The organism is Alphaproteobacteria bacterium (genome assembly GCA_016699735.1).
In the GTDB taxonomy this organism is placed as follows: Bacteria; Pseudomonadota; Alphaproteobacteria; order Micavibrionales; family Micavibrionaceae; genus JAGNKE01.
The window spans coordinates 1,417,371-1,444,226 of the sequence record CP065008.1 but is presented as its reverse complement, the minus strand read 5'-3'; the positions used below and the strand labels follow the sequence as shown (position 1 = coordinate 1,444,226).

Annotated in this window: 26 protein-coding genes and 1 tRNA gene; 9 read left to right on the top strand and 18 right to left on the bottom strand. The window is 53.9% G+C overall.

The annotated features are described in order from the left end of the window. Positions 1-5 precede the first annotated feature (5 nt). On the top strand, positions 6-3,506 hold the full coding sequence (locus tag IPN28_07015) for a type I secretion C-terminal target domain-containing protein (GenBank protein ID QQS56060.1): 3,501 nt from the start codon (positions 6-8) through the stop codon (positions 3,504-3,506). Positions 3,507-3,530: 24 nt separating this feature from the next. Here IPN28_07015 and IPN28_07010 read toward each other — a convergent pair whose 3' ends face one another. The 3 genes from IPN28_07010 to IPN28_07000 form a co-directional block, all read right to left on the bottom strand. Next, positions 3,531-4,748 carry a TIGR03862 family flavoprotein gene (locus tag IPN28_07010; GenBank protein QQS58560.1) on the bottom strand — a complete coding sequence of 406 codons (1,218 nt, stop codon included), beginning with the start codon at positions 4,746-4,748 and terminating at the stop codon, positions 3,531-3,533. Positions 4,749-4,849: 101 nt separating this feature from the next. After that, a complete protein-coding gene (locus tag IPN28_07005) occupies positions 4,850-5,173 on the bottom strand; it encodes a hypothetical protein (protein ID QQS56059.1) in 324 nt (107 codons plus the stop codon). Positions 5,174-5,327: 154 nt separating this feature from the next. After that, positions 5,328-5,414: transfer RNA gene (locus IPN28_07000), tRNA-Leu, on the bottom strand. 152 nt (positions 5,415-5,566) lie between these two features. Between IPN28_07000 and IPN28_06995 the strand changes: the two genes are divergently transcribed. Next, complete coding sequence (locus IPN28_06995; GenBank protein ID QQS56058.1) at positions 5,567-6,106, top strand: disulfide bond formation protein B; 540 nt, start codon at positions 5,567-5,569, stop codon at positions 6,104-6,106. 267 nt (positions 6,107-6,373) lie between these two features. Here IPN28_06995 and IPN28_06990 read toward each other — a convergent pair whose 3' ends face one another. The 3 genes from IPN28_06990 to IPN28_06980 all read right to left on the bottom strand — a co-directional run bounded on the left by IPN28_06990 (position 6,374) and on the right by IPN28_06980 (position 8,422). Beyond that, positions 6,374-6,736, bottom strand: coding sequence for a hypothetical protein (locus IPN28_06990; protein ID QQS56057.1), 363 nt, complete (start codon positions 6,734-6,736; stop codon positions 6,374-6,376). Between the two features lie 149 nt (positions 6,737-6,885). After that, entirely contained in the window at positions 6,886-7,455 is a 570-nt protein-coding gene (locus tag IPN28_06985) for an HNH endonuclease (protein QQS56056.1), read from the bottom strand. Positions 7,456-7,738: 283 nt separating this feature from the next. Continuing rightward, the gene (locus IPN28_06980; protein ID QQS56055.1) at positions 7,739-8,422 is read right to left on the bottom strand and encodes an alpha/beta fold hydrolase; all 684 of its coding nucleotides are present in this window, start codon (positions 8,420-8,422) and stop codon (positions 7,739-7,741) included. Positions 8,423-8,508: 86 nt separating this feature from the next. On the opposite strand from IPN28_06980, the gene IPN28_06975 reads away from it, so the two are divergent. Continuing rightward, a complete protein-coding gene (locus IPN28_06975; protein ID QQS56054.1) occupies positions 8,509-9,531 on the top strand; it encodes a lipid A deacylase LpxR family protein in 1,023 nt (340 codons plus the stop codon). Positions 9,532-9,601: 70 nt separating this feature from the next. Beyond that, positions 9,602-9,916: a helix-turn-helix transcriptional regulator gene (locus IPN28_06970; GenBank protein ID QQS56053.1), complete on the top strand. Its 315-nt coding sequence runs from the start codon at positions 9,602-9,604 to the stop codon at positions 9,914-9,916. A 3-nt stretch (positions 9,917-9,919) separates the two neighbouring features. Here IPN28_06970 and IPN28_06965 read toward each other — a convergent pair whose 3' ends face one another. Genes IPN28_06965 through grxC form a run of 4 tightly spaced genes read right to left on the bottom strand, consistent with a single transcriptional unit; the run spans position 9,920 to position 13,733 of the window. Beyond that, positions 9,920-11,410, bottom strand: a complete 1,491-nt coding sequence (locus IPN28_06965) for a DUF853 family protein (protein ID QQS56052.1) — start codon at positions 11,408-11,410, stop codon at positions 9,920-9,922. A 27-nt stretch (positions 11,411-11,437) separates the two neighbouring features. After that, positions 11,438-12,634 (bottom strand): cystathionine beta-lyase, encoded by a 1,197-nt coding sequence (metC, locus tag IPN28_06960; GenBank protein QQS56051.1) that lies wholly within the window; start codon positions 12,632-12,634, stop codon positions 11,438-11,440. Next, positions 12,631-13,458: a carbon-nitrogen hydrolase family protein gene (locus IPN28_06955; protein QQS56050.1), complete on the bottom strand. Its 828-nt coding sequence runs from the start codon at positions 13,456-13,458 to the stop codon at positions 12,631-12,633. The genes metC and IPN28_06955 overlap by 4 nt, the downstream gene beginning before the upstream one ends. A gap of 17 nt (positions 13,459-13,475) precedes the next feature. Then, positions 13,476-13,733 carry a glutaredoxin 3 gene (gene grxC, locus IPN28_06950; protein QQS56049.1) on the bottom strand — a complete coding sequence of 86 codons (258 nt, stop codon included), beginning with the start codon at positions 13,731-13,733 and terminating at the stop codon, positions 13,476-13,478. A gap of 87 nt (positions 13,734-13,820) precedes the next feature. On the opposite strand from grxC, the gene IPN28_06945 reads away from it, so the two are divergent. After that, complete coding sequence (locus tag IPN28_06945; GenBank protein QQS56048.1) at positions 13,821-15,071, top strand: FAD-dependent monooxygenase; 1,251 nt, start codon at positions 13,821-13,823, stop codon at positions 15,069-15,071. Between the two features lie 2 nt (positions 15,072-15,073). Here the strand turns inward: IPN28_06945 and IPN28_06940 are convergent, their stop codons facing one another. Next, on the bottom strand, positions 15,074-15,826 hold the full coding sequence (locus IPN28_06940; GenBank protein QQS56047.1) for a ComF family protein: 753 nt from the start codon (positions 15,824-15,826) through the stop codon (positions 15,074-15,076). Positions 15,827-16,004: 178 nt separating this feature from the next. Between IPN28_06940 and IPN28_06935 the strand changes: the two genes are divergently transcribed. Genes IPN28_06935 through gloB form a run of 3 tightly spaced genes read left to right on the top strand, consistent with a single transcriptional unit; the run spans position 16,005 to position 20,683 of the window. Next, positions 16,005-19,031, top strand: a complete 3,027-nt coding sequence (locus IPN28_06935) for a methyltransferase domain-containing protein (GenBank protein QQS56046.1) — start codon at positions 16,005-16,007, stop codon at positions 19,029-19,031. Continuing rightward, positions 19,032-19,967 (top strand): methyltransferase domain-containing protein, encoded by a 936-nt coding sequence (locus tag IPN28_06930; GenBank protein QQS56045.1) that lies wholly within the window; start codon positions 19,032-19,034, stop codon positions 19,965-19,967. Further along, positions 19,964-20,683 carry a hydroxyacylglutathione hydrolase gene (gloB, locus tag IPN28_06925; protein ID QQS56044.1) on the top strand — a complete coding sequence of 240 codons (720 nt, stop codon included), beginning with the start codon at positions 19,964-19,966 and terminating at the stop codon, positions 20,681-20,683. Before IPN28_06930 ends, gloB begins: the two co-directional genes overlap by 4 nt. Here the strand turns inward: gloB and IPN28_06920 are convergent. From IPN28_06920 to IPN28_06910, 3 genes are all read right to left on the bottom strand, one after another. After that, positions 20,680-21,048 (bottom strand): hypothetical protein, encoded by a 369-nt coding sequence (locus IPN28_06920; GenBank protein ID QQS56043.1) that lies wholly within the window; start codon positions 21,046-21,048, stop codon positions 20,680-20,682. The two genes, gloB and IPN28_06920, sit on opposite strands and share 4 nt — an antisense overlap. A gap of 105 nt (positions 21,049-21,153) precedes the next feature. Beyond that, the gene (locus IPN28_06915) at positions 21,154-22,197 is read right to left on the bottom strand and encodes a GMP reductase (protein QQS56042.1); all 1,044 of its coding nucleotides are present in this window, start codon (positions 22,195-22,197) and stop codon (positions 21,154-21,156) included. A gap of 32 nt (positions 22,198-22,229) precedes the next feature. Then, positions 22,230-22,415: a DUF1192 domain-containing protein gene (locus IPN28_06910; protein ID QQS56041.1), complete on the bottom strand. Its 186-nt coding sequence runs from the start codon at positions 22,413-22,415 to the stop codon at positions 22,230-22,232. Positions 22,416-22,664: 249 nt separating this feature from the next. Here IPN28_06910 and IPN28_06905 point away from each other — a divergent pair, with 249 nt between their 5' ends. Next, positions 22,665-23,402 (top strand): DUF1013 domain-containing protein, encoded by a 738-nt coding sequence (locus IPN28_06905; protein QQS56040.1) that lies wholly within the window; start codon positions 22,665-22,667, stop codon positions 23,400-23,402. A gap of 67 nt (positions 23,403-23,469) precedes the next feature. Here IPN28_06905 and IPN28_06900 read toward each other — a convergent pair whose 3' ends face one another. The 4 genes from IPN28_06900 to IPN28_06885 form a co-directional block, all read right to left on the bottom strand. Next, entirely contained in the window at positions 23,470-23,667 is a 198-nt protein-coding gene (locus IPN28_06900; protein ID QQS56039.1) for a DUF465 domain-containing protein, read from the bottom strand. Between the two features lie 246 nt (positions 23,668-23,913). After that, positions 23,914-24,465, bottom strand: a complete 552-nt coding sequence (locus tag IPN28_06895) for a DUF924 domain-containing protein (protein QQS56038.1) — start codon at positions 24,463-24,465, stop codon at positions 23,914-23,916. Positions 24,466-24,523: 58 nt separating this feature from the next. Further along, positions 24,524-25,291 (bottom strand): cytochrome c1, encoded by a 768-nt coding sequence (locus IPN28_06890; GenBank protein ID QQS56037.1) that lies wholly within the window; start codon positions 25,289-25,291, stop codon positions 24,524-24,526. Beyond that, positions 25,288-26,853 (bottom strand): cytochrome b N-terminal domain-containing protein, encoded by a 1,566-nt coding sequence (locus IPN28_06885; protein QQS56036.1) that lies wholly within the window; start codon positions 26,851-26,853, stop codon positions 25,288-25,290. The genes IPN28_06890 and IPN28_06885 overlap by 4 nt, the downstream gene beginning before the upstream one ends. Positions 26,854-26,856 lie beyond the last annotated feature (3 nt).

The following is a 26,856-nucleotide window of genomic DNA, read 5'->3' as shown; positions in this document are numbered from 1 at the left end:
TTGAGATGACGACGAATACAGACCCTCTGCTGCACGCTATTCTGGCGATGGACTCATACAACAGAGGATATAATGCTGCTATTCAAATAGATGCCGAATATGTAGGTAATGCTGCCTTTCTCGTTGATTCCTTTCTTTTGGGGGTAGATGAAATTTTGGGCCGTAACGATGAAGTGCAAGATTTTTATGCTGCTAGTTATGTCATACCAGATGGCGAAAATCCTCTCGGACAGACAATCATATCCTATCGAGGCACAGACAGTTTAGGCGACATGAATACTGGATGGGGGCTTGGAGCTGATAATCACAGAACACAACAAGCAGATATGTCAATTGATTTTTATAGACTTCTTGTAGCAGAAGAAAATCTTTTTAATGAAAACATTACTTTGACGGGCCATTCACTTGGTGGTGGATTGGCAGGATTCGTTGCGGGAATGTATAATCAAGATGCCATCGTTTACAACCATATGCCTTATGAAGACGCCTTACAAAATGCAGGAGAAGATACAAATCCAGGGGATGAAATACTTTATGACGAGGAATATAAAATAAAAGTCTACGGAGATCAAGATTCTATCAACCCCAATAACATTGGTCATATAGCATATTCAACGGAGCATGAGGTTCTTAAATATATTCGTGGTCTCCAAACAAATACAACAGCATATTACCCTCCTTTTGCTTTGAGTGATGATGACACAAATCTTGATTTAGTGCCTTACAACTTCGATTGGTGGCAAGAAGTATTAATTCCGTCTTATGATGAAGGCCCAAACCCAAGTGATCTATATACAGAGTTACAAAAAGGGTTTACGGATACGCGTGCCGATGCAATAGTCAGAATGATAGAGTATTTTTACGGTGGTGGTATACCAGCTTTTATAGCTGCCGTAACGATTGGCTTAGATCCTATAAACGAGGCTATTGCGCGACATAGTCAAGCTACATTAGTTTTAAGGCTTCTTTTTCAAAAGATTGATGGATCTGATACTGGGGAATGGCTTTCATCAGGAAAGTTTTTTTGGCCTCTTCTTTACAACAAAGAATTTGCTAGTTCTATTGGACTCAACGCTTCGTATTTAGAGAGTGCGAATTTTACTGGCGTTAGTGTTTCAAAGGAAAGTTTTTCTGACATTATGCGTACAACTTTAGCTTATTCTGCATTAGAATCTGACAATGGGTTGGTTTTTGGCAATACGGGCGCTCGCTCTTTGCATAATGATGCGACTGATCTTGGAAAGGCGCTTTCAGCAAGCGGCGCTGCTGCTTCCATAGAAAGCTATGCTGCCGATATTGGAAGAGCTTTTGTGCATTATGCATCTCATCTTGCGCTTTCCCATGTGGGCGTAGCGCTGGCGAGCACTTCTCCTGATGTCAGGTCAGGCATCTTAGAGTATGACACTAATGACCCTGATGCATTGGTGGTGAATTTTAAATCTTCGGACTGGATGCAGATTGAGGCCGACCTTAAGCCAACCATGGCTGTCACTCGCGATGCTCTCGTCGACTCCATTCTGGATGATTTATATAATGTCGTTCCGGGAGAAGTTGGCGTCAATCTTGAAAGTTTTATACAGAATAACTGGCTTACATTACCGACAGATGCAGAAGGAACTGCTTTCAACCGGATTGTTTTTTCTGCCATTCAAAGCGGCAGCACAGAATCTTTAAGCGCCACTCATGAGATTCTTGGTGCCGGCCATTTTAAATCCACTCTTTTTGTCGGCAGCTCCAGCGGCGATCATGTGACAGTCGCCCCTCATGCGGGGAGCGGCTTGCACGACAGTACAGTCTTTTTAGGCTACAACGGTGAAAATATTTTTACAGGCGGTAATGACAGGGACATCGCCATCGGGGGAATTCACCATGATGAATTTGATGGGGGAGCCGATGAAGACTTCCTCTTCGGATATGATGGAAATGATTGGCTCAAAGGTGGTGACGGAGATGATATTGTCATCGGCGGCACGGGCAATGACGATTTCATTGCCGACAAGTTCGGTGATGACGTCTATCACGGTGGCTTCGATACGGATGATCTTGATCCGTTTTGGAACGGGATTCCTATGGATTTGATGGATATCACCCGGCAGAATGACGGGCTTGACCTTGTGGATTATATGGATCTGACCGATGTCTTTTTTGACATCACCCTTCTTGATGCGGTGCTGGGCAATTACTGGGTCGATAAATATTACGGCAACAGCGTTTTTAACGGCCCGAGCGACCGGGACACGCTGTTCTCCATCGAGACGCTGCAGGTCGCGGCTGGCGCGGCGCGGCAGGTGGGGGGACAATCCATCCTCGGCACCTCCGCCGGGGAGCATCTGATCTATGGCAGTATCAGCACCCCCTATTCCTATTACGGGTTCGGGGGTGTCGATACGCTGACCGGAAGCAACAAGAACGATTACCTGAACGGCGGGGCCGACCCGGACACGCTTGTCGGAAAGGTGGGGGATGATACCTACTATTACGGGCATGGGGACGGCGACGATACCATCACCGATCTCGGCTCCACCACCGATTTCGACGTTCTGATCTTCGGCGCGGGTATCGCCGCCGCGGATGTCACGCTAGCGCGCTATCATACTCTGGGCGACAAGATGACCATCCTTATCGACAATCACGATACGACGACCAGCACGATCATCGTTGATAACCAGAACTATACCGGGTACGGGATCGATTACATCAAATTCACGGACGGGACCGTCTGGGATATGCAGGGGACGCTTGTGACCGTCTACGGGACCGAGGGGGCCGATGCCGTTATCAAGGGAACCATGGAAAGCTCGTACCGCGAAGGATCGTTGATCGACGATGTGATCTATGCCCTTGGCGGTAACGACAATGTTCAGGCTTATGGCGGAAACGATACGATCTATGGCGGGGATGGCAATGATGCAATCAATGCCGGAGACGGTCAAGACATTATCTACGGCGGCAGCGGAGACGATTCATCTCTGGAAGGTTGGTATGGCGATGATGTGATCAATGGCGAGTCCGGAAACGATACCCTCAAGGGCAATAACGGAAACGATCTGCTTTACGGCGGAAGCGGCCTGGATGTGTTTTATGCCGGGAATGACAACGACACCCTTTATGGCGGAAGCGAGAATGACACCATGAGGGGCGAGAACGGCAACGATACACTTTACGGCGGAAGCGGACTTGATTCCCTTTACGGAGGGGGCGGCACCGATACTTTTGTTTTCGAGGCTAGCTCTGCTTTCGCGAATATTGATATCGTGAATGACTATAATAAAACCAGTCAGAACGACGTCATTGATATTTCCGACGTACTCTTTGGATTTTATGACTACGGCATTGATGTCATTACGGATTTCGTTCAGATTACGCAAACTGGTTCAAACTCTTTGCTGTATGTGGATCAGGATGGCGGGGCGAACAATTTTTTGCAGATTGCGGCCTTGTATAATGTTACCGGCTTGACGAACGAAGCGACGCTGGAGGCCTCCGGTCATTTGATAACGGTATAATACGCCTTAGGAAAACTTTGGCTTTCACTTCTGCTGGGCTAGCCACTCCACAATCCCCTGCGCGGCCCGCTCGCCTGTCGCCATGCAGGCCTGCAGGAGGTAGCCGCCTGTCGGGGCTTCCCAGTCCAGCATTTCCCCGGCGATGAAAACACCGGGCTTACTTAGAATCATCAGGTTTTTATCAAGGCTTTCAAAGGTGACCCCGCCGGCGGTCGAGATGGCGCGGTCGATCGGAAAGGGGGCGCTGAGTTGGAGCGGGTACGCTTTAATCAACGCCGCCAGCTTTGGCGGAGGATATTCGCCCAAAGTTTTACGGTCCGGCCGTTCCATGAGCAAGCCGATAGCGACTTCGGAGAGATTGATCGCGCCTTTTAAATAATTCGAGAACGATTTTCCGGCTCTCGGCTTTTTCAGGCGCTCCGTCAGAGCCTCAAGACTTAAATCAGGTTTAAGATCAAGCAAGAGAACGGCAGAACCGTTTTTGTTGATGTCTTCTCTCAATTCAGAAGACAGGGCGTAAACCGGGCCGCCCTCTATGCCTTTAGTCGTGATCATGATTTCGCCGTGAACGGTGTGATCCTGAAAAGACGCCGTGATCGTTTTCAACGGCTGTCCGGCGAATTTTTGCGAAAAGATAGCGGACCAGTCCGCGATGAACCCGCAATTTGCAGGCTGCAGAGGCGCTATTTTGACATTCTCCTTTTGCAGGATATCGACCCAGCGTCCGTCCGATCCCAGACGCGGCCACGAAGCGCCGCCCAGAGCCAGTAATGTCGCGTCCGGCTTCACCTGCGCACCCCCGTCCGGCGTTTTAAAAATCAGGGCGCCCTGCTCCCACCCGCGCCATTCATGGTTCAGCATGAAACGGACACCCTGCTTGTCCAGTCGCCTGAGCCACGCCCGCAGCAGCGGCGAGGCCTTGAAGCTTTTAGGGAAAACGCGCCCGCTTGTGCCGACGAAGGTTTTCTCCCCCAGACCCTCGCACCATTCCCGCATCGCCTGCGGCGGGAAGGCTTTTATGATTGGCTCTAAAGTCTCCGCCCGTTTGCGGTATCTGCGGATAAAGGAATCGATCTCATCCGAGTGTGTGAGGTTCAGTCCGCCGCGTCCGGCTAGAAGAAATTTCCGCCCCACCGAGGGTTTGCGCTCGTAAATCGTTACAACATAGCCGCGCAGCGACAGCGTCTCCGCCGCCTTCAGGCCCGCCGGCCCACCCCCGATGATGGCGATTGTTTTTGTGATAAGAAAGACTCCTTAGGATTGGCACAAAGACCAAGGCTTATAAGAAACCCAGAGAGGTGCTGGCTTGCCAAGATGCAAAGTTAATCGGGGCGAGGATAAAATTAAACCTCTGGTTGCCTGCTCGTAATCTCAATGCGGCCATCGCCGAAAAGCTTGACCTTTTTGCCTTTGGTGTCCGAGGGCTGGTAAACAGCGATATCCCCCTTGCCGGGATCGGGAAGAAGAGACCGCCCTTCACGAGGCGCTCCCAGAAATCTGAATTTAGAGTGTTCTCCGGCGGGATTGTGAGACTCCACGGTAAAAGCCTTGGACAAATCCAGCTTCGGGTCAACTCTCAGAAAACGGCCGTCTGAACGCTCTGCAAAAATCATGGCGTCGGAAAAATCGCCGATGACACTCAATTCCGGTTTATTATGCTCTGCCATGCGGGTCTCCCAATTTATCCCCCGGAGCCTAAATTACCATAAAGCAAGATTAGGCGCGATTGTTTTCTAGTACCCCGAATATTCGGCCCCGTGCAGGTGTTTACGCTTATTCTTCTGTAAAATCAAGGTGATGTTTATTTGGTTGATCGAGGCTTGGTGCGGGTGGTCGGAGTCGAACCGACACGTCCTTGCGGACACCAGAGTTTGAGTCTGGCGCGTCTACCAGTTTCACCACACCCGCATCTTTTGGTGGGCTGTGCGATCATAGCCGGGAACCGGAAAGGATCAACAGAAAAATCGATCTTTTCGCACTAAAAGCCTGTTTTACACCTGCCCCGGCGGGTTTACAATCACCCTTGAAATCTTTTGCGTTCTTTTAACGAATAAGCATACATGGAACGGCTTAAAACCCTCATCGTCTATTTCCTCAGCACACCGGGTACGGTTTTTGCCTTCCTGCTGTTTATCTGTGTCTTTTCTTTGGCCGCCGCGTTTTTTGCGGAAGGGTTTCTGGGGCTGGAGCCTTGCCATCTTTGCGTCACCCAGCGTTATCCGTTCGCGGTTGGGGCAATCATAGGGATGGTGGGGCTGGCGAAGAGGCGTAATCTGCCCTTCAGCATCGGCCTGCTGGCCCTCTCCTCCCTCAACTACCTGACCAACGCCGGGATTGCCTTTTACCACACGGGGGTCGAGCGGCACTGGTGGGAGTCCACCGAACTGTGCAAGCTGCCGGACTTCGAGGCAAAAGGTCAGACTTTGATTGAAAATATCCTGAGCACCCCCGGCGGGCGGTGCGATGAGATTCCCTGGGCGGACCCGCTGCTCGGCCTGTCCATGGCCAATTACAACGTCATCCTCTGCGCGGGTCTGGCTGCGCTCTGCGCCCTGTCGGCGCTCCTGATCCGCAAGACACTAAACACCGAGGCTGCGTAAGACCGTCAGTGTCGCCAGAAGCAAGACACTGTGAAATACGAAGAAGCCGAACGACTCCTTGAGCGTCCGTTTTTTTCCGAAATTGAACATATCCTTGAACATGATGGCCGTCTTTTCTTGAAAATCCTGCCCTCCAGATAATCAAAATCAGACGAAGAGTCAAGTTTTCTGCGGGTTTCATCGCCTCAAGCGCATAAAGAAAGCCGGGAGAGAATCCCCCGGCTGCATTTTTTTGATGGGGCCGTTCGTTGCGGCCTTTTTTTAAATTTATTTCGTGACGTCTACCGTCGTCAGGTAGGAAACCACGACCATGCCCATCAACACGTCAACCGTGTATGACAGGTATACGCCGACCAGCGCGATAATGACCGACATCAGGTCATTGGTCAGTTTCTTCCCGGACAGAACCATGCTGGACAGGAACAGTGTCCATCCCGTACCGATCAGGGTGTGCAGGTGGCCGCCTTCAAAGAAGGTGCCGACCTTTCCGCCCTCGATCAGACCGAGTGTGCCCATATAGTGTCCAAGGAAGGTAGAAAGACCTATCAACAGAACGACATAGAACAGAAAGAATCCTAAGGCCTCCGTGATCGATCTGACGTGTGCAAGATTTGTGATATGTGTAAACATAACGTCCTCCTTTCGTTGCACGAGTCTTGCGCGCAGCCTGAACCGACAGGCCTTGCGCTCTTTCTGGCGGGCCACAAACCGTTCTCCGTGGCAAGCCAAAAACTTTACAAAAAAACCTTCGAACAAGCGGACGTTTATTCTTATTGTTCTTAATCGTCCTGCAGTTCGGAATCCCAATATAAAAAGTCGCCCCAGCTTTCGTGCAGAAAGTGCGGCGGAAATTTCCGGCCCCTCTCGTGGAGTTCGAAAATCGAAGGCCGACGCGGCGTCATAATCGGGTACATTCCGCTTTCCTTCGGCAATCTGTTGCCCTTGAGCGTGTTGCAGTCGCGGCAGGCCGCAACGATGTTCTCCCATGTCGTGCGTCCGCCGCGTGAGCGCGGTATCACATGATCGAAGGACAACTCCTGAGTCTTGAAACAATTACCACAATACTGGCAGATCCATTGGTCGCGCAAAAACACGTTAAAGCGCGTGAAGGCCGGGGAGCGGGCCATCGGGATATATTCTTTCAGCGCGAGAACGCTGGGCAGCTTAAAGCTCACGCCGGGGGAGCGTACCACGCGGTCGTATTCTGAAATCACGGTGACGCTGTCGCGGAAGATGGCTTTCACCGCCTCCTGCCAGGGCCAGATCGATAAAGGGAAATAACTGAGCGGCCTGAAGTCTGCGTTTAAGATCAGGGCGGGGCATCTTTCCAAGGGAGTCAACGTATCCATTTCCTACTCTCTCTTTAACTTCTCCGCTGTCGAGCCCATTTGCCACATGAGCGCCTTGCTGCGGTGGAAACCTGCGCTGGGCTTAGAGTCCCAAGCAATACAGAACTCGCGTACACAATAAAATTGTAACATATTTGAGCGAAAAACCTTATATTCTTTAGCACTTTCTGTGCTGCATCCCACAATAATATTGTGGTGCAGCAATTCAAGCGTCTGCAAATAATTTATTATGACAATGAGTTATGGATTAATCGCGCTTTAGAGTCCTGTCTCTTGCAACGCACTAAACGGCGAGCGCGTCCGAAAAGATTTTCTGCAGAAACGAGGCCGCGGTGACGATCCCCTGCTGGTCAATGCTGTGATACAGGCCGGGCTGGGTGTAGCCACTCGGCTTGAATCCGATCGAGGATAGCGTTGTCATGGCATGGTGCCAGGCATCGACCGGCACCACATCGTCGTACTCTCCATGAATCAACATGAGGGGAATGAGATGAAGCTTTTCCTTGGCCATATAGGGTTCCCAGAGCAGCGCCCCTGAAAATCCAATGATGCCCCCGATGGGTTCGGGATAACGTGGCCCGACGTGCAGGCTGGTCATCGTGCCCTGTGAGAAGCCCACAAGAGCCAGCTGCCGGGGCGGCAAGGTGTGCGCCTTCAACTGCTCGTCGATAAATTCCTTTAAAATCGGTTCAACATCCTTGACGCCCTTGAGCATAACTGCGGGGTTGCGGTTTTGCAGGGAAAACCATTGATAGGAGTTCGGGTATCCGGGCGGCGCCATATCACAGGGAAAGGGCGCGTCGGGGGAGATAAACAGCGTATCGGGCAAAGCCTGCGCCCAGTAAGGAGCCAGAGAAATCAGATCGCGACCGTTCGACCCGAGGCCATGCAGGAGAATGACGAGGTTTTTGACCTGTCCCGAAAGCGGCGGATGGGTGTAAAAATTTATGATTTTACTTTGTTCCATCCGCTTTCCTTACCATATTTGCCCCTGCGACAAAAGACGATCTTCCTCTTGCGCTTTTTACGACTTTAAGCCTTACTTGTCCGGTTATGCGTCACTTGATTCTCAGTTTTTCTCTTTTTCTTGGTCTGTCCGGCGCAGTGTTGTGTCCTCCTTCTGCCTTTGGCGAGGATGAAGATAAGCCGACCTACGTCAGCCTGTCTGTCGAAAACGATAATTTCGGCGGGAATTCCGATCGCTATTACACCAGCGGGGTGCGTCTGACGTGGTTCAACGAGGGAATCGACGTTCCGCCGATGATCGACAAGCTGGCAGACTCTGTTCCGACCTTCGATCTGAACGACAGCACCAGCACGTTTTATAGTTTTGGGCATAATCTTTATACCCCTGAAAATATAAGACTTGAGGACCAGCCGGAGGATGATCGTCCATGGGCCGCGTTCCTATACGGGTCGGTCGGTCTGGCGACAACAACCTGGAATCGCGATATCCCCGCACATATTGACGAACTGGAGTTTACACTGGGCGTCATCGGACCGGAGGCGCTGGGCAAACCGACGCAGCGTTTCGTGCATAAATACTTTACCGGATCGCCGGACCCGCGGGGCTGGAAGAACCAGCTTCATTTCGAGCCGGGTTTGATGGTGTCCTGGAGCAGAAGGATTCCTTATGCTCTTTATTATGACGCCGGTTTTGCCAAGGCGCGGGTTGAGCCGAATTTCTCGCTGACGTTGGGAAATATCTATACACAGGGCGGCGTCGGAGCAACTTTTGTCCTTGGCTCTTCGGATAATGAGGATACCCCGCCCCGTGTGCGCCCCTCGATCCCCGGAACGGGTGTGTTCGGGGGTAGTGACGACGAACTGAACTGGCAGATTTTCCTCGGGCTGGACGGGCGGGCGGTGGCACACAATATTTTTCTCGACGGAAATACATTCCGGGACAGCCACGATGTGGAGAGAAACATTCTGGTCGGCGATGCCAGCGCAGGATTTTCCCTGACGTACGGCGATTACAGAATGTCCTACACGCTGAATGCGCGGACCAAGGAATTCGAAACGCAGGATCAGGAGAGTATCTTCGGTTCCGTAACCCTGACGAAAAGATTTTAGGGGCCGCAGCGGCGATAGGTCTTTGGATCGGATTTCTTTTGTCTTATGATAACGGGAAAGGGAGAGGGTTATGAAATATGATCTTCTGCATATTCAGGGGAAGCCTTACGTTCTCGTTCCGCTTCATGAGTATCGGGAACTGACGGGTGAACAGAAAACCTCTGACCTGCCCGCAGAGGTTCTGGACAGGCTCACCGCCCGTGAGGACAGTCCGCTGAAAGTTCTCCGCAAGCACCGCGGCCTGACGCAAAAAGAACTGGCGGAGCAATCGGGCATCTCCCGCCCCTATCTCACCGAAATCGAAACCGGGAAAAAAGACGGCTCGATCCGGGCGATGAAAGCCCTCGCCGATATTTTGAAAGTCGATCTGAGCCTTCTGGTTTAGGGACTATCTTTTAAACGCGCCCATAATGCCGCGCACGATTTCGGATGTGATCCGGCGTGTGACCGTTGTGCTGACTGTACGAACGGCGGACATGACCGCCGCTTCCACCGGAGACTGACGACGCGACGCCGAACCTTTCGTTTTGGCTTCCGCCGCCGTCTTCTGGGCGGTCTGCGCCTGCTGCGTTGCTTTTTCGGCGCGCTTTTGCAAAACTTCGTAGGCGGATTCGCTGTCGATGACCTGATCGTACTTCTTACCCATCAAACTCCCCGTACGGGTCGTTCGGCGGGCCTCTTCCGTGGCCGGTCCCAGACGGGCCGAAGGCGGCCGGATCAGGGTCCGCTGAACAATCGAAGGCTGCCCCTTGCCCTCAAGAGTAGAAACAAGAGCCTCGCCGACCTCGAGTTCGGTAATCACCTCCGCCACCTTGAAGGCCGGATTTTCACGGTAGGTTTCGGCGGCCTGCTTGATCGCCTGCTGCTGGCGCGGCGTGAAGGAGCGCAGCGCGTGCTGGAAGCGGTTGCCGAGTTGGCCGAGGATCGATTCCGGCACGTCGTCGGGATTCTGCGTGATGAAAAAGATGCCGACCCCCTTTGAGCGGATCAGTCGCACGACCTGCTCGACTTTTTCCAGCAGGGATTTCGGCGCGTCGTTAAACAGCAAATGCGCCTCGTCGAAGAAGAAAACCAGCTTGGGCTTGTCGCCGTCGCCCGCCTCGGGCAGTTCTTCAAAGAGTTCAGACAGCATCCAGAGCAGGAACGTGGCGTAAAGGCGCGGTGAGAGCATCAGTCGGTCGGCGGCCAGAATATTGATCATCCCGAAGCCGTCGAGATCGGTCCGCATAAAATCGCGCAAGTCGAGCGCAGGTTCTCCGAAGAAACTTTCCCCGCCCTGCGATTCCAGTTGCAACAACGCCCGCTGAATTGTGGCGATGGTCTGGGGCGTGACGTTCCCGTACTTGGCCGAAATCTCGGTGCGCTGTTCGCTCATATCAGTCAGGAAGGCCCGGAGGTCTTTCATATCCATGAGCAGCAGACCCTGCTCGTCTGCCACGCGGAAGGCGATGTTCAGAACACCTTCCTGTGTCTCATTGAGTTCGAGAATACGCGCAAGCAGCAGCGGCCCCATTTCCGAAATCGTTGTCCGCACGGGATGCCCCTGCTCCCCGTAGAGATCCCAGAAGGTCACGGGGAAGGCTTGCCCCTGATATTCATCGCTGAACCCTATCTGCTCGGCGCGTTTGAGGAGAAAATCCTGTTTAGCCGAGGGCATACAGATTCCCGATAAATCCCCCTTCACGTCCGCCATGAACACCGGAACGCCCGCATAGGCGAACCCCTCCGCCAGAACCTGCAGAGTCACCGTCTTTCCGGTTCCGGTCGCACCGGCGATCAGGCCGTGGCGGTTGCCCCATTGCAGGGGAAGATATTGAGGCTGTGGGTCCGCACCGACGCTTTTTCCCAGATAGATTGCATCATCCTTGAGGTTACTCATGTCATTTCTCCATCATATTATGATTTTTTATTTACACGCTTTACGAAAGCGCTCCAGACCTTTTTCCAGATCGACGATCAGATCCTCGGGATCTTCGAGCCCGATCTGCAGGCGCAGACAGGCGCCCTTTTCGGTCCACGGCACGGCGGAGCGGTATTTCTCCAGATACTGCGGCTGCAGGAGGCTTTCGTAGCCGCCCCAACTGCTGCCGATCGGGAAGAGTTCCAGTCCGTTGACGAAATCCGAGGCGGCTTTTTTCGGCGCCTCCTTTAGCAGGATCGCCAGTAGACCGTTGGCTCCTGAAAAATCGCGCTTCCAGAGTTTATGGCTGGGATCGTTTTTCAGTGGCGGGTAGAAAACGCGTTTGATCTCAGGTTGCTTTTCCAGCCATTGCGCGACAACCATCGCATTCTGTGCATTCTGTTTCATGCGGACGGCCATCGTCCGCAGCCCGCGCAGGGCCAGCCAGAGATCGTCCGGCGAGGCAAAGGCGCCGATATTCACGGCGCCACGCTTGAGAGTTTTGTATGTTTTTTCTGTATCCGCGACAGCCACACCCATCGTGAGGTCCGAATGACCGCCGATATATTTCGTGGCTGATTGGACCGACACATTCACACCATGGCGGATCGGTTTGAACAACAGGCCGCCGGACCAGCTGTTGTCAATCATGGTCATCACGCCGTGCTTCTTGGCCGCAGCGGCTATCGCCGGAACGTCCTGCACCTCGAACGTCGCCGAACACGGAGACTCCATGTAAATCAGGGTCGTGTTCTTGCGGATCCGTTTTTCGATGCCCTTGCCGATCAGGGGATCGTAATACTCCACCTCCACGCCCATGCGCCTGAGCGTATCGTCGCAGAACTGCCGTGTCGGCGGATAGATTCCATCGCACATCAGGAGATGATCGCCGCTTTTCACGAAAGCCAGAATGGCCGTGGTAATCGCGCCGAGGCCGGAGGAAGCCGTGATGGCGTTGCACCCTTCCTCCAGCTCCGCAATCGCGGTTTCGAAGGCTTCGCTTGCAGGGTTCCCGACACGCCCGTAGCGGAATTTGTGGCTGGGGTTTTCATAGGCTTCCAACGAGGGATACATGATCGTCGAGACCCGCCCGACCGGAAGGTTGGCCAAACCGAAATAGGCATCCGGGTTACGGCCCATATGAACCAGTTTGGTGTTCCCTCCGAGCGCTTCATGGCCTGTCTTGCTTTTTTTCTTGCTCATGCGTTTACCCTATACGTTCTGTCGTGATGGAGGGAGGGAATTTTTGTGCGGGCCTGCTCAACCTGAAACAGATCGAGATCGGCTGTAATGATGCCCACGGCGTTGCCTGCATCGGCAAGGATTTCCCCCCACGGATTGATGATGAGGGAATGGCCCCACGTCCTTCTTCCCCCCTCATGCTCTCCGGTCTGGCCGGGGGCGATGACGAAGCATCCCGTTTCAATGGCACGGGCGCGGAGCAGGACTTCCCAGTGCGCCTTGCCCGTTGGAACCGTAAAGGCCGCCGGAACTGTGAGAATATTTGCGCCGGCCTTCGCCAGATCACGGTAAAGGTGGGAAAAACGGAGATCGTAGCAAATGCTCAGGCCGATCCCACCCCACGGCGAATCCGCAACGACAGCCTCCTCACCCGCACTGATGGTTTCCGCCTCGTTGTATTGCTCCGTGTCGGATAGCTTGGCCGCGAACAGGTGAATTTTATCGTAATGCGCGACAAGGTTTCCCGTGTTATCAAAAAGGAAACTGCGGTTGGCAATCCGATGTTCATCGAAGCGCACCGCCATCGACCCCGTTAGCAGCCAGATATCCAAATCGGACGCAAGAGCCGCATAAAACGGCACGCCGGGATGATCCTCCTGCGAGGGAGCTGACCTCTTTTTCTCGCTGCCGGGGCTGAGCATATGACACGTGTTTTCAGGCGTAGCGATAAATTGTGCGCCCATCGCGGCGGCAGCTCGGATCATCTCTCCGGTTGCTTTCAGATTATCTTCGATGACCGGACCGCTGCTGGTCTGGATGCAGGCGACTTTCAGAATGTCAGCCATACGTTCTTATCCCTCACTCACGCGGCCAGCAAAGGGTCGAGCTTGCCCTTGGCGTCGAGCGCGTGAATATCGTCGCAGCCGCCGTAGTGTTTTCCGTCGATGAAAATCTGCGGAACTGAGTCAGGGCCGCCTGTGCGCTCAATCATCTTTGCCCGCGCCGCATTGTCCCCCGTGATATTGTATTCGGTGTATTTTACGCCCTTGGAATCCAGCAAGGCCTTGGCCCGTATACAGTAGGGACAAGTGGTCCAGGTATAGATTTCGACTTTGGCCATGGCGTCCTCTTTGCGTGCAGCTTTGCAGTTGTGTCCGGCGCCGTTCGGGCCTAATATCCCTTACGTTTCCAGACAGGGGACTTTAGCATGAAGAGCGCCAAAAAGAACAGGTCCGCCGTGAAAAAACCCGATCTTCTGATTATCGGCGGAGGGATGGCCGGACTGACCCTTGCGGCCATTCTGGGACGGGCGGGCGTACGGACGGACATCGTCGATCCGCAGCCTGCGCCCAAGCTTAAGGAGACCTCGCCTTCAGGCAGAACCGTTGCTTTGATGGAATCGTCCCTGAACATCCTCCGGGCTGCGGGGATCGGCGCCGTGATCGACGAATACGGGACGCCCCTCCAGACCATGCGGATCATCGACGATAGTCTGCCGGAGCAGGAAACGATTACCCGCGAATTCGAGGCGCAGGAAATCGGGATGGAGCGCTTTGGGATGAACCTGCCCAATTCCATCCTGCGGGCGGCCTTATATGAACAGGTCAAAAGCCTGCCCTGCATCACTCTACACGTTCCGGGCAGCTTGCGCGATTTTACGCCGCAAGAAGGCGGCATCAAGGCCACGCTTGAGGACGGCAACACGATTACCGCCCGACTTCTGGTCGGCGCGGACGGGCGGGCCTCGCTCGTGCGGTCTCTCAGTGGAATTGAAAGCCGTAAACAGGAGTACGGTCAAAGCGCGGTGACCTGCATCATCAATCATTCGCGCAGCCATAATTTTACTGCCACCGAGTTTCACCGCCCCGGCGGGCCTCTGGCTCTCGTGCCCATGCCGGGTAACCAGTCCAGCGTTGTCTGGGTCGTGCCTGAACAGAAGGCGGATGAGCTTCTAACGCTTTCGCGTGAGGCCTTCACCCAAACCCTTCAGGAAAAAACCGATAATCTTCTGGGGGGAATTACCCTTGAAACCCCACCGGAATCCTGGCCGCTGATGAGCATGAAAGCTGTGAAACTCTCCGCGCCGCGCACGGCGCTGATCGCCGAGGCCGCGCACGTTATGTCTCCGATCACGGCGCAGGGGTTGAACCTCAGTCTGCGCGACGTCGCCTCGCTGGCGGAAACAGTTGTTGATGCGCTGCGCCTCGGTCTTGATCCCGGCAGCGCCAGCATCCTGAAGGATTTCGAGAAACGCCGCCGGACGGATATCGGCAGCCGCGTCGCGGGCGTGGATTTCATGAACCGGATTGTCAGCAACGAAAGACTGCCTCTGCGCGATCTGCGCCGGGCGGGGCTGAAGGTGATTTCCGGTTTTGCGCCTTTGCGTCATCAGGCGATGCGGCACGGGCTGGCTCCCTCTCTCGATGCAGGGCGGCTGGCGCGTGGGCTTCCGCTTTAGATTTACGTTTCACGCGCCACGCGGGCCAAGGTCAAAACATAAACGTGCGCGGCTCCGGCCTTGCGGAGAATTTTGGCGCATTCCTTCACGGTCGCCCCGGTCGTGTAGACATCATCCACCAGAACAACCGTCTTGCCCTCCAGTTTTTTGATATAGGCCGGATGAACGGCGAACGCCGCCTTGACGTTTTTATGCCGCTCCCCGGCGGTCAGATGCCCCTGACTCGGTGTGGCGCGGATGCGTCTGAGCGCCAGAGGATAGCTTGGAATTTTCGTTTCCCGCGACAGAACCTCAGACAACAGCGCGGACTGGTTGTAGCGGCGTGACAGAATCCGCCAACGGTGCAGAGGCACCGGGATCAGGGCATCGGCTTTTTCCAGTATCTCCTTCCCGGCCTGCTTCATCCACGGCACGAAGGCTTCGGCCATGTGGGTCTTGTCGCTGTGCTTGAAGGCGAGAATCAGGGTGCGGCTGGTGTCGTTATATTTCACCGCCGAGCGAGCCGATGCGTAAGGCGGCGGATGGTCGATACAGGACAGGCACGCCCCCTCCCCGCCGTCCAGCGCGTCATAGGCGAAGGGGATGCCGCAGGTGTTACAATGCGGAGCCGCAATAAAATCCAGTCCGGCCCAAGCCTTGGGCGCCAGCATCCCCTGCCGGTCCACGATTTCGCCCGTTACCACGCACCGCGGGGGCAAAACCAGGTCAGTAAACTGTAAAAAAGCCTTTGATACCTTGGCCTTAGCTTGTCTCATTCCCCGTTTATATCCGATATCTTTTCGTTGATCCTTACCGTGTTTCATCCTATTCATAAGGTCTGTGATTCGGCAATCGTTGCGGTTAGAGCATTTATTACTGGTACTTTGCCCCGTTGTTTTGCATAATACAGAAAAAATTTGTAATTAAGACATTTTGGGGTAACCAGAGCACTTCATGACCACAGACCCGCCCAACCAACCGCCGGAAGACGAAGAACGGCCGGGGACCGGACTGGAAGAATACGAGAGTCTTTTTGACCAGAAGCCGCCCGACTATATCGAGGAGCGGAACTTCCTGCTCAAGGATATCGACTTCGAGTCCGTCCGGCAGGCGTGGTTCACGCTTTCGCACTTGCTGGTCCCCTCCGGCTCGAAGATCGTGCACATGGGATGCGGCGATGGTTCGCTGACCTATGCCATGGCCGCCCTTCGCCCGAACATGAAAATCATCGGGGTGGACAAAAGCAAGCGTAGCATGAACAAGGCGCGGGAGAAATATAAGCTCCATAATCTTGAGTTCAAACACGGCGATGTCTCCAGCGACCTGTTCCCGCCGGGATCGATCGACGTCATCATCAATTCCTTCATTCTGCACATCGTCTTTTCCAACGCCCGCTATAACGAGCGGATCGTCAGCGACACGCTGCGGAAACATTTTCATATGCTGAAGAATAATGGCGTTATGTTCCTGCGCGATTACGCCCGTCCGCCGCCGCAACACTATATCCTCATGGAAATGCACGACGAGGAGAGCGAGGGCGAGGATGTCTCGCAGCTCTCGGAGGCCGACCTGCTGGTCTGGTATTCCGAACACGCCCGTCCCAAGCAGGATCCGGGTTGCGGTGGGTTTTTCCTTGAGGAGCTTCCGCCGCGCTTCCCCCGGACGCGCCTGTTCCGCCTGCCCTACAAATGGGCGTACGAGTACATCATGCGGAAAGACAGTCGTGAGAACTGGCAGCACCACCTGCCCTATGAATATACGTTTTTCACGGTCGAGGAATTCCGTCGTGAATTGCGTATCCTTGGATCGCGGGTTGAATATTCCGGACCCCACTGGGATGAGACGTTCGTCACCAAAAATTTCGACGGGCATTTCCGCCTGTACGATAACGACGGCAACCCGATGGGCGACCCGCCGACCAGCTTCATCGCGATTGCCCGTAAAATGCCCGAACGCGAGAGCCTTGTTGTCATGGAACGGCGGATCACCGAGGATAAGGGTTCGCTTGAGATTAAGGCGCTGCGGAACGAGAAGACGGGCGAACTGGTCGATATCGTCACGCGCAGTATGGAAATCGCCGAGGTTATCCCCTACCGTGTAACCGAGGATGGGCGCCTGAACATTTTCCTGCATGACGGGATCGTGCGCGGGATCGTGAACTCCGTTCCGCGGGTCGGTCTGAACATCGACGGACGGCAATGGTCCGGCCATATGGTCGAGGCCATAGCCACCGAGTACAGGCACATCAATGAAATGGGGGAGCTTAAAGCCTCCAATACCAAGAAATTCGCCCGCGATTTTATCGGTTTGAAACCGAAGGAGGCCACGGTCATGGTACGCGGGGCGGAGTATTACCCCGACCCCAACTATATTGACGAGCGGGTCCATACTTACTACCTCGAAGTCGAAGAAGGCTTGGCCTCCTACACGCCGAAAAACAAAATCTTTCACAACACACATTTCCGCGCCAAGAGCATGATCCGCGAATTCGGCGCCCAGCAGATTCTGGATGCAATTTCTGTCGGCCTTATTCCCAATGGAAGGCTGGAACTGCAAATTTTGGCCCTCTACCAGCATCTGAATTTGAAAGCGGAAAACTGGACAAGCAAAGATGTTTCGATGATCGCCGGAGAAATCGTCAGTACTCTGGACGTCAAGGATTTCCTGAAGCAAGCGGCGGAGAGCGACAAACGGTTCCGCGAGGTCAAGGGCGCGGTGGGGCAACTGCGGACCGTCAATTCCATCTTCGTGGAAGAAGGGCAAAGTCAGGGCGGACGCGCGGGTCTGACCTCCGATATGACGGATTTCGTAATTTCCGACGACAAAACCATTAACACCGCCGTGGTCGTGCCGTTGACAAAGAGCCTCAAGGGCGATGTTCATGCCGGATTTACGATCAAGCACGCGCCGGTTCCCGAACGCTATGAGGGCAAAGGCCTGACGGTCAGCGCCCCGCAATTCAATATCCCCAAGGAGATCACCAACTTCAAGATGCTCAAGCAGTTCATCGCGGAAAAATTCGGGGTGACTCCGGACATGGTGGTCAAGCTGGGTGAAAGCTATTTCAACCATGTGGGCATTACGCCGGAAAAGATCCACCCGTTCTGCATCATCGCACCGCCGGCTTATCTGAAAGATCCTGAAATCAAATTTATGCCGATCTACCAGTATATGCTGCTGTGGAGAAGTATTTCACGCGAGCCGCATTTCATGACCACGATCGCCCGCGCCTACCGCTTCCTGCCCGGCCATATGCGGACGCAGGCGCGGGTTGACGTCAAGAAAATCCTTGAAGACCGCTTCCGGCAGGCACAGCCGGACTGGACGGTTCCGGCGACTTTTGAGCCTGCAACCCCGCAATCCTTCAAGTCGGCCGGCACGTCGTTCCATGAACGCGCCAGCGCGGAGATGAAGGCCCATCAGGCTGCTGGAAACACTTCCGTAAAAGCCGAGAAAGACCCTGAGGGCAAGAAAACGCCCAAGCAGCGGAATACCGATGTCTCCGCCCTTTACGGCAAGGATAAGCCCACAGACTACTATTCGAGGAAAGAGCTTGAGAAGAAGGAAAAGCGGGAACGCGCCAAGCGCCTGTCCCTGAAAAAAGGCGTCTTCCTGACAGAACCGAAGGAAGCGCAGTTCGATGCCCAGACCGAAGGCGAGATGGAAAAGGAATCCAAGGATCTGGACGTCGATATCACCAATGACGATGTTTTCATCGTTCACGAGGAGGATTACGATATCGGCCTTATCGAGACAACTCCCGAGGAATGGCTGAAAGCGGCGGAGGAGTATGCCAACGAGGACGGCGGCGGAGACGAGGACGGGGACTACGACGACGATCTTGAGTATGAAAATGAGCACGAGCCTGACGACCATGATAACGACGACATCAAGCTGATCAAGGAGTTCGAAAAGGAAATCAAGTCGATCAAGGACTCCATCAAGGACGATGACGACGATCCCGAACCGAAGCCTTCATAGATGACCAGCGCCCAAAAAATTACCGACACAGCACTTGCCCATAACTCTGCGCCCGTTGTTTTCGACCGAAAGCGTGTACGGCACAACCGTGAACGATGCCGGGAAAAATTCACGCCGCATGGATTTCTGTTCGATTGGTCTGCGCGGGAACTTGGCGAACGCCTGCACGTCATCAACCGGAATTTTTTGAAGGCGGTTTTTTTGGGCAGTCGTGCCGTTCAATCCTTAGTCATCCCCAAGGGGAAAGTCGGCTCAGCTGTGGTAATGGACTCCTGCCTTCCCTACAGTTCTCTCCCTTTTTCCTCTGTTGTCGCCGATGAGGAGTTTTTTCCGTTTGCTGCCGCAAGTCTTGATCTTGTCCTAAGCAATCTTACCCTGCACACGGTCAACGACCTGCCCGGCGCCTTAATCCAGATCAAGCGCAGCCTGAAGCCCGACGGGCTTTTTCTGGCGGCGATGTTCGGCGGGGAAACCTTGCATGAGTTGCGCGCTTGCCTGATGGAGGCGGAAATGGAACTCCGGGGAGGGATAAGCCCCCGCGTTGCGCCGTTTGCGGACAAGCAGCAGGCCGGGGCGCTGTTACAGAGAGCGGGATATGCGCTTCCCGTCGTCGATTCGGAAATTCTGACGGTCACCTATCCAAACCTCCTTGCGCTGATGCGCGACCTGCGGGGCATGGGCGAAAGCAACGCGCTGGCGCACCGGGATAAAAGCTTTACAGGAAAAAATCTGTTCATACGGGCGGAGGAAATATATCGTCAGCGTTACGGCGAAGCGGACGGGCGATTGCGGGCCTCCTTTGAAATCCTGTTCCTGATCGGCTGGGCGCCGCATGATTCGCAGCAAAAGCCTTTGCGTCCGGGCAGCGCGGAACATTCCCTCGCTGATGCGCTCAGTACAGAGGAAATTAAAACTGGGGAGCAGGCTAAACCATGATCACCGTCACTATCCTGCCTGTTCTGAAAGACAACTACGCCTATCTTCTGCAATCCGAAGACGGCGTGACTGCGGTGATCGACCCCGGCGAAGCCGAACCAATCAGCAAGCATCTGGACTCGCGCGGGCTGAATCTGGACTTTATTCTCAACACCCATCATCACGGCGACCATACGGCGGGTAACGCCGCTTTGAAAGGTAAATACGGCTCCAAAATCTTTGGTCCCGAGCATGAAAGATCAAAGATTCCAGCACAGGATTTCGGACTGTCCGAGAGAGATTCGTTCTTTCTCGGCGACGAGAGGATGCAGGTTATCGAAACGCCGGGACATACGGCGGGGGCCATATGCTTCTATTTTGCAAAGAGTGGAATCTTATTCACGGGCGATACGCTGTTCCTGATGGGCTGCGGACGGTTGTTCGAAGGGACGCCGGAGCAGATGTTTCATTCCCTGCTGAAAATCTCCGCCCTGCCCGACGAAACGCTAATCTATTGCGGGCATGAATATACCCTTGAGGCCACGGATTTCTGTCTCTCCATTGAACCTGACAACGCCGCGCTGAAAAAACGGCAGGCAGAGGTCAGAATTCTCGATCAGCAGAAAAAGCCAACCGTTCCCGCAACGCTGCGAATCGAAAAAGAAACGAACGTCTTCCTTCGCGCCAAAAACGTGGAGAAATTTAGCGAATACCGCCTGAAACGGAATAATTTCTAGTTCGCTGACCCTTGGCCCTGCTCCGCGGATCGATGCGGCGGGCGGCGGCGCTTCTGTCCATGCGAATCGTGCGAAGACCGCTGGTGATGCTGAGGCGACTGGAAATCCTGATGGTCATCGTCGCCATCCGGAACCGATTCTTTCGACGAACGATGCGAGGGAATGGGAATCGGCTTGTTGGCAATGTCCTGCCGTTCGCGTACGGCTAACTCAATTTCCAGACGGGAAGCAACCTTGCGAAGCTCGTGAATCGCGCTCTGGAGGCTTTCCTGCGCCTTGCTGTCGGTTTTTTTCCCGCGCCACTCTTCATAGGTCTGGGCGCAAGACTGCGCGGTTTCCTGAAGGCGTTTTAAGATTTCGTCCATCGGTCGCTTTCCCTCTCTCACAGTAGAAGAGCTACTTTAACCAGAGCCGCCCTTCTGTGCAAGCAACGCTTGGGGATAGAATTAAAAAAAACTTCTTGCCTTGTTCTATTCGTTGCCGAAGACCGTGTTCAGTTGCTGCGAAACCCTGATAAACGTCGTGCGTTTCGAAAGCTCTTTTAGTTTTTTTGCTCCGACATAGGTACAGGCCGAACGCAGGCCACCGAGAATATCCTGCAAACTCTCCTCCACATCGCCGCGGTAAGGGATTCTTACCGTCTTGCCTTCGCTGGCGCGATATTCCGCAACACCGCCCTTGTGGCGCTTCATGGCCGTATTGCTGCTCATGCCGTAGAAAGTGACATACTTCTTGCCGTCCTTCTCGACGATTTTTTCCTCGGCCTGGTCATGTCCGGCCAACATACCGCCAAGCATCACGAAATCCGCGCCACCGCCGAAGGCTTTGGCGATATCCCCCGGAACCGTGCAGCCGCCGTCGGCGCAGATCAAGCCGCTCAGCCCGTGCGCCGCATCGGCACATTCAATCACGGCCGAAAGCTGCGGGTATCCCACTCCGGTCATCTTCCGGGTCGTGCAAACGCTTCCCGGACCGATTCCCACTTTCACGACATCCACACCGGCGAGAATTAGCTGCTCGACCATTTCCCCGGTCACAACGTTTCCGGCCATAATCGTCAGGCCGGGGTGACGCTCACGCACCCGCTTGACGAAGTCCACGAACGCTTCGCTGTAACCGTTGGCGACATCAACGCAGAGCTTGTCCACGACTCCCGGCTTCTTTTTGATAAAGGAGTCCAGCTTCTTTTCATCCGCTTCGGTCATGCCGATGCTGTACCACGCCGCCGCCGCCGTTTTTTTGTTGTAGAATTCTACGAGGTCTTCGAGGGGATAGTGCTTGTGAAGCGCCACGGTCAACCCATGCCCATCCTTGATAAAGGCCTTGGCCATCGCCATCGTGCCGACGCCGTCCATATTCGCCGCGATAATAGGTACGCCCTTGAAGCTCCGTCCGCTCCAGCGGAACTTATATTCGCGGCTGATATCCACATCCTTGCGGCTGACAAGCGTCGAGCGCTTGGGGCGGATCAGGACGTCCTTGAAATCGAGCTTAAAACCTTCTTCGATACGCATGATCTAGAGCCTTTGATTTTGGGTTGGATTCATCATGATTTAAATAACGTGGAGGCAGCGTCCTGCGAGGCTTTCTTCTTCGTCATATCCTGCTTAACGCGGGCAATTTCTCCCTCCAGTTCAAGGACATACTCCCCCAGTTCGGCGACAGACAGGCGCTCCAGGTTGCGGGGAAAGGTTCCATCGTTCTTCTTGCGGGGCAGTTCTTCGTCAAACATAAGGGACTCCGCCTGTTTTCTGTCTTTCAGATTAGTGCCGGAACCCCGACAATGCAATCCGAAGATCATCGCAGGTCATAATAAAAAGACTTGGCATCAGGGGGGCAGATGGCTTATAACCCCCCTGTTCCCTTAAATAATGTTTGATAAAAACGTTGACCTTGGGACGGGTCGGCCGGAAGATTATTTCGCCGATTAGATGAGGTTTATGGATCAAAACATTGCTGTTTTTTTTATGAGGTGACGTTCATGGCAGCCGCTCCGAAAACAAAATCCCCCAGCCTGCTGATGCCCAAGGCCACAGCCGTCTGGCTGATCGAAAATACCAAACTGACCTTCCGGCAGATCGCCGATTTCACGGTTTTGACCGAAATCGAGGTCGAGGCGCTAGCGAATGAGGAAATCGGGCGCGGGCTGGTCGGGCGCAACCCTATCGAAAACCACGAACTGACCCCTGAGGAAATCGCAAAATGCGAAGATGATCCTGCAACCCGGCTCAAAATGGCCAAGCGCGAGCTTCCCTCAGTCAAAATCCGCTCCAAGGGACCACGCTATACCCCTATTTCCAAACGCGGCGACAAGCCGGATGCAATCGCCTATATCCTCAAGAACCATGCCGAAATCACCGATGCACAGCTTTGCAAGCTGATCGGCACGACCAAGCCCACCATTGCTTCCGTGCGCGACCGTTCCCACCCGAATACCCCGAACCTGCGCCCGCGCCATCCGTCGGAACTCGGCCTGTGCAGCTATCAGGAGTTCGAGAAGGCCGTCATCAAGGGTCTGAAAGCCGCCGGAAAGGATCCTGAGACCATTCAGGCCCAGCTGGACGCCGAACGGCTCAAGCAAGAGGAAATCCTGGCCCGTAACCAACAGGAGTCCGAAAGCAAATCCGGCGGATTTGACTTTTCCAACTTTCTTGGCGGAGGCAATGCCGAGCCTGATCGTGCTTCCGAGGGTGACGATAAAGACCCTTTTTCGGGCTAGTAATTAGCAGCCTGCAATCAAAAAAGCCGGCCAGACAGCCGGCTTTTAATTGTCTCGGAAGCGTATGTCAGCCCACGGCTTCGCGCATCGTTTCAATTTTTTCCTTGATAATCAACTTCTGCTTTTTGAGCTGAGTGAGGTAAAAATCAGTGGTTGAGGGGCTTTTTCGGGCTTCGTCAATTTTGCGGGAGATATCCGCGTGTTTTTCCTGAAGAGCTTTGAGGTGGGGGTTTTCCAAGGACGCAGTTGCTGCGGTAACAGGCATATACACTTCTCCTCATCTATCTATGAACAAACTATTAAACAATGATTCAGCTTACACGAAACTTTTTTCTCTGGCAAAACATTCAAAAACCTAAAGCTATTTTATGATTATAAAATAGAAGTTTATGTCGTTTTTTTCATGTTGTAAAATTTCACTCAGATCAGGCCTAACCCGAAGATTCGCGCACCAGATATATTATGGCAATATATTGCTTAATGAAAGGTTAATTTTTAGACTGACACGCTTTCAAAAACCTGCGCTTGGCTGGTTCAGGTAGTCAAGTTCCTCAGGGGTGCTGGTCCGGCCTAAATCCATGTTGCGGTGCGGGAAACGCCCGAAGCGTTCGATGATTTCCTTATGGCGGATGGCGTATTCGTAGCCTACGGGGTCATCTTTTTTCATCGATTCGAACAGTTTGACCGAACGGACCTGATCCTGCACATCTTCACTGTGCTCGAACGGCAGGTAGAGGAAGCGGCGTTTCTGAGGTGAGAGAATCTGGTCGAAGCCCTTGTGGATGGCCTCCTTGGCGATCAGCAGGGCTTTGTGATCCATGGCGTAGGCCATCGGGCCGTTGCGGAACATATTGCGGGGAAATTGATCGAGGACGATACAGAGGGCCAACGCCCCTTCCGCGTCCTTGGCCCACGCGCGACAGAGATCGTCGGCCGCCATTTCATACGTCGTCAAAAATCGTTCCCGGATTTCCCGGTCGAAACTTTCGTTGACCTGAAACCACTGCTGGGGCTGGCTTTCCTCGAACCAGAATCTGAGTACTTCCTGTTTGGTGTCCCGCATCAATCTCTTCCGTTTTCACGAGAATAATCGTGCCAAGCGGTTCAGGCAAACAGAGATTTTAATGCGCGTCTTTCCAGACTTTTTTCTTGTAGGCATACATGATGCCCGCAAAGACCAGCAGGAAGAGGATGACCTTTATTCCGGTGCGTTTGCGGTCCTCCATGTAGGGATCGGCGGCCCACATGAGGAAATGGGAGACGTCCTTGGCATATTGCTCCAGCGTCTGGGGGGTACCATCTTCATACGCGACCTGATCCTCAACCAGAGGCGGGGCCATGGCGATGACGTTCCCGGACATAAAACGGTTCCAATGCTGCCCCTGCAGAAGGTGGTGGCCCTCGGGCGGGTGTTCCTCGTAGCCCGTGAGAAGGGCGAAGATATAATCCGGTCCGCCGACGCGGGCCTTGGCCATAAGGGAGAGATCGGGCGGAAGGGCGTTGTTGTTGGCGGCGGCGCCCTGCTTATCGTTTTCGTAGGGCGATTTGAAGGGATCGCTGGGCAGGCCGGGGCGCTCGAACATATCGCCCTCGTCGTTCGGGCCGTCTATGTAGGTGTATTCCTTGGCGATATTTTTGATCTGTGCCTCGTTATAGCCCAGAGCCTCAAGATTACGGTAGTACAGGAGCTTCATAGAGTGGCAGGAGGAACAAACCTCGCGATAAATCTTGTAGCCGCGCTGCAGGGCGGCGCGGTCGTAGCTTCCGGTCGGGCCATCGAAGGTCCAGTTGATGTCCGGCAGCGGTTCTCCGGCTTCGGAGGCGTGTGCGGTTCCTCCTGAGGACAGGCAGATCAGAGCGGCGAGAAGGCAGGCGAGTACGCGGATCATATTTTCGCCTCCACATTAACTTGCTTGCTCAGAACAGCCTGATGGATGCTTTCGGGCAGCGGCTTGGTTTTCTCGAAGCGGCTGAGCAAGGGCAGGAGGACGAGGAAATACATATAGTAGTAACCCGTGCCCGCCAGACCGACGAGAATTAAGGGAACGCCCATTACTGACGCGTCAGCGGGTTGCGACCCTACATAGCCCAGGACAAGGAAAATAACGACCAGAAGGAGGAAGCACAGCTTATAGAGCGGGCGGTAACGGGCGCTGCGGACCGGATGCGTGTCCAGCCACGGCAGGACGAAAAGCATCGCGACCGAGCCGAACATCGCGAGAACGCCGCCGAGTTTAGCCGGGATGGGTATTAGCACCATGTCAATATTTGCCCGCTTTTCAAATCCTGCTTTTGTTCCGCGTAAATCGTCGGATATTAAAAAATCAAAACTGAATATGTAACGCAATTTTTCTATAAAACTGCCTTCAACTATCGGCACAAAGGCGATAATGCATCCAGGTATTGCCAAAACCGCTGCGGCTATCAGGCATGGCAGATAACACCAAGATAAAAGAGACTCCCCTTTTTCATTTTTGAGCATCCAAGAATAAAAAGCATAAGCCGCGCACAGAAGTGAACCAATAAGATACAGGTTCGTACCAAAAGTAATAGCTCTCAGGATCGCATAGAAGGGTAGGAAATACCATTCGGGCACGATGTGCGGCGGGGTGACCAGCGGGTTGGCCTTGATATAGTTATCGGGGTGCCCCAGCACATCGGGCATAAAGAAGATAAAGACGCAATAGATGATGATGAACACCAGAAGACCGAACGAATCCTTGATCGTGTAATAGGGGTGGAAGGGTAAGGTGTCCTGCGGCCCCTTGGTGTCGATGCCCAGCGGGTTGTTGGAGCCGGTAACGTGCAGCGCCCAGATGTGCAGGAACACGACCGCGAAGATCACGAAGGGCAGAAGGTAATGCAGAGCGAAAAAGCGGGTCAGGGTCGGGTTATCGACCGAAAAGCCGCCAAGAAGAAGGGTTTGCAGATCTTCGCCAAAATAGGGAATCGCCGTGAAAAATCCGGTGATCACGGTCGCGCCCCAGAGGCTCATCTGGCCCCATGGAAGAACGTAGCCAAGGAAGGCCGTGGCCATCATCAGCAGGAAAATCAAAGCGCCGAGAATCCAGAGCAGTTCGCGGGGTTTTTTGTAGGAACCGTAATACATACCCCGGAAAATATGGATATAGACGGCGATGAAAAAGAACGACGCGCCGTTCATATGGATATAACGGATCAGCCAGCCGCCGTTGACGTCGCGCATGATGCGCTCGACGCTGTCGAAGGCCAACTCCGTGTTAGCGGTATAGTGCATGGCGAGGACAAGGCCGGTGGCGATCATGGTGACCAGCATGAACATGGCGATTGCGCCGAAATTCCACAAGTAGTTAAAGTTTTTGGGCGCCGGGAATACGCCGTATTCCTTCTGGAGCATCGTGAAAATCGGCATCCGCGAGTCGATCCACTCGACGACCGTGTTATTAAAAGGTTCTCTTTCGCCGCTGCCCATGTC

Excerpts from the sequence above, each read along its gene's own strand:
- IPN28_07015 (QQS56060.1), top strand. The coding sequence starts at position 6 with ATGACGACGAATACAGACCCTCTGCTGCACGCTATTCTGGCGATGGAC.
- IPN28_07005 (QQS56059.1), bottom strand. The coding sequence starts at position 5,173 with ATGGCAGAGCATAATAAACCGGAATTGAGTGTCATCGGCGATTTTTCC.
- IPN28_06995 (QQS56058.1), top strand. The coding sequence starts at position 5,567 with ATGGAACGGCTTAAAACCCTCATCGTCTATTTCCTCAGCACACCGGGT.
- IPN28_06990 (QQS56057.1), bottom strand. The coding sequence starts at position 6,736 with ATGTTTACACATATCACAAATCTTGCACACGTCAGATCGATCACGGAG.
- IPN28_06985 (QQS56056.1), bottom strand. The coding sequence starts at position 7,455 with ATGGATACGTTGACTCCCTTGGAAAGATGCCCCGCCCTGATCTTAAAC.
- IPN28_06980 (QQS56055.1), bottom strand. The coding sequence starts at position 8,422 with ATGGAACAAAGTAAAATCATAAATTTTTACACCCATCCGCCGCTTTCG.
- IPN28_06975 (QQS56054.1), top strand. The coding sequence starts at position 8,509 with ATGCGTCACTTGATTCTCAGTTTTTCTCTTTTTCTTGGTCTGTCCGGC.
- IPN28_06970 (QQS56053.1), top strand. The coding sequence starts at position 9,602 with ATGAAATATGATCTTCTGCATATTCAGGGGAAGCCTTACGTTCTCGTT.
- IPN28_06965 (QQS56052.1), bottom strand. The coding sequence starts at position 11,410 with ATGAGTAACCTCAAGGATGATGCAATCTATCTGGGAAAAAGCGTCGGT.
- metC (QQS56051.1), bottom strand. The coding sequence starts at position 12,634 with ATGAGCAAGAAAAAAAGCAAGACAGGCCATGAAGCGCTCGGAGGGAAC.
- IPN28_06955 (QQS56050.1), bottom strand. The coding sequence starts at position 13,458 with ATGGCTGACATTCTGAAAGTCGCCTGCATCCAGACCAGCAGCGGTCCG.
- grxC (QQS56049.1), bottom strand. The coding sequence starts at position 13,733 with ATGGCCAAAGTCGAAATCTATACCTGGACCACTTGTCCCTACTGTATA.
- IPN28_06945 (QQS56048.1), top strand. The coding sequence starts at position 13,821 with ATGAAGAGCGCCAAAAAGAACAGGTCCGCCGTGAAAAAACCCGATCTT.
- IPN28_06940 (QQS56047.1), bottom strand. The coding sequence starts at position 15,826 with ATGAGACAAGCTAAGGCCAAGGTATCAAAGGCTTTTTTACAGTTTACT.
- IPN28_06935 (QQS56046.1), top strand. The coding sequence starts at position 16,005 with ATGACCACAGACCCGCCCAACCAACCGCCGGAAGACGAAGAACGGCCG.
- IPN28_06930 (QQS56045.1), top strand. The coding sequence starts at position 19,032 with ATGACCAGCGCCCAAAAAATTACCGACACAGCACTTGCCCATAACTCT.
- gloB (QQS56044.1), top strand. The coding sequence starts at position 19,964 with ATGATCACCGTCACTATCCTGCCTGTTCTGAAAGACAACTACGCCTAT.
- IPN28_06920 (QQS56043.1), bottom strand. The coding sequence starts at position 21,048 with ATGGACGAAATCTTAAAACGCCTTCAGGAAACCGCGCAGTCTTGCGCC.
- IPN28_06915 (QQS56042.1), bottom strand. The coding sequence starts at position 22,197 with ATGCGTATCGAAGAAGGTTTTAAGCTCGATTTCAAGGACGTCCTGATC.
- IPN28_06910 (QQS56041.1), bottom strand. The coding sequence starts at position 22,415 with ATGTTTGACGAAGAACTGCCCCGCAAGAAGAACGATGGAACCTTTCCC.
- IPN28_06905 (QQS56040.1), top strand. The coding sequence starts at position 22,665 with ATGGCAGCCGCTCCGAAAACAAAATCCCCCAGCCTGCTGATGCCCAAG.
- IPN28_06900 (QQS56039.1), bottom strand. The coding sequence starts at position 23,667 with ATGCCTGTTACCGCAGCAACTGCGTCCTTGGAAAACCCCCACCTCAAA.
- IPN28_06895 (QQS56038.1), bottom strand. The coding sequence starts at position 24,465 with ATGCGGGACACCAAACAGGAAGTACTCAGATTCTGGTTCGAGGAAAGC.
- IPN28_06890 (QQS56037.1), bottom strand. The coding sequence starts at position 25,291 with ATGATCCGCGTACTCGCCTGCCTTCTCGCCGCTCTGATCTGCCTGTCC.
- IPN28_06885 (QQS56036.1), bottom strand. The coding sequence starts at position 26,853 with ATGGGCAGCGGCGAAAGAGAACCTTTTAATAACACGGTCGTCGAGTGG.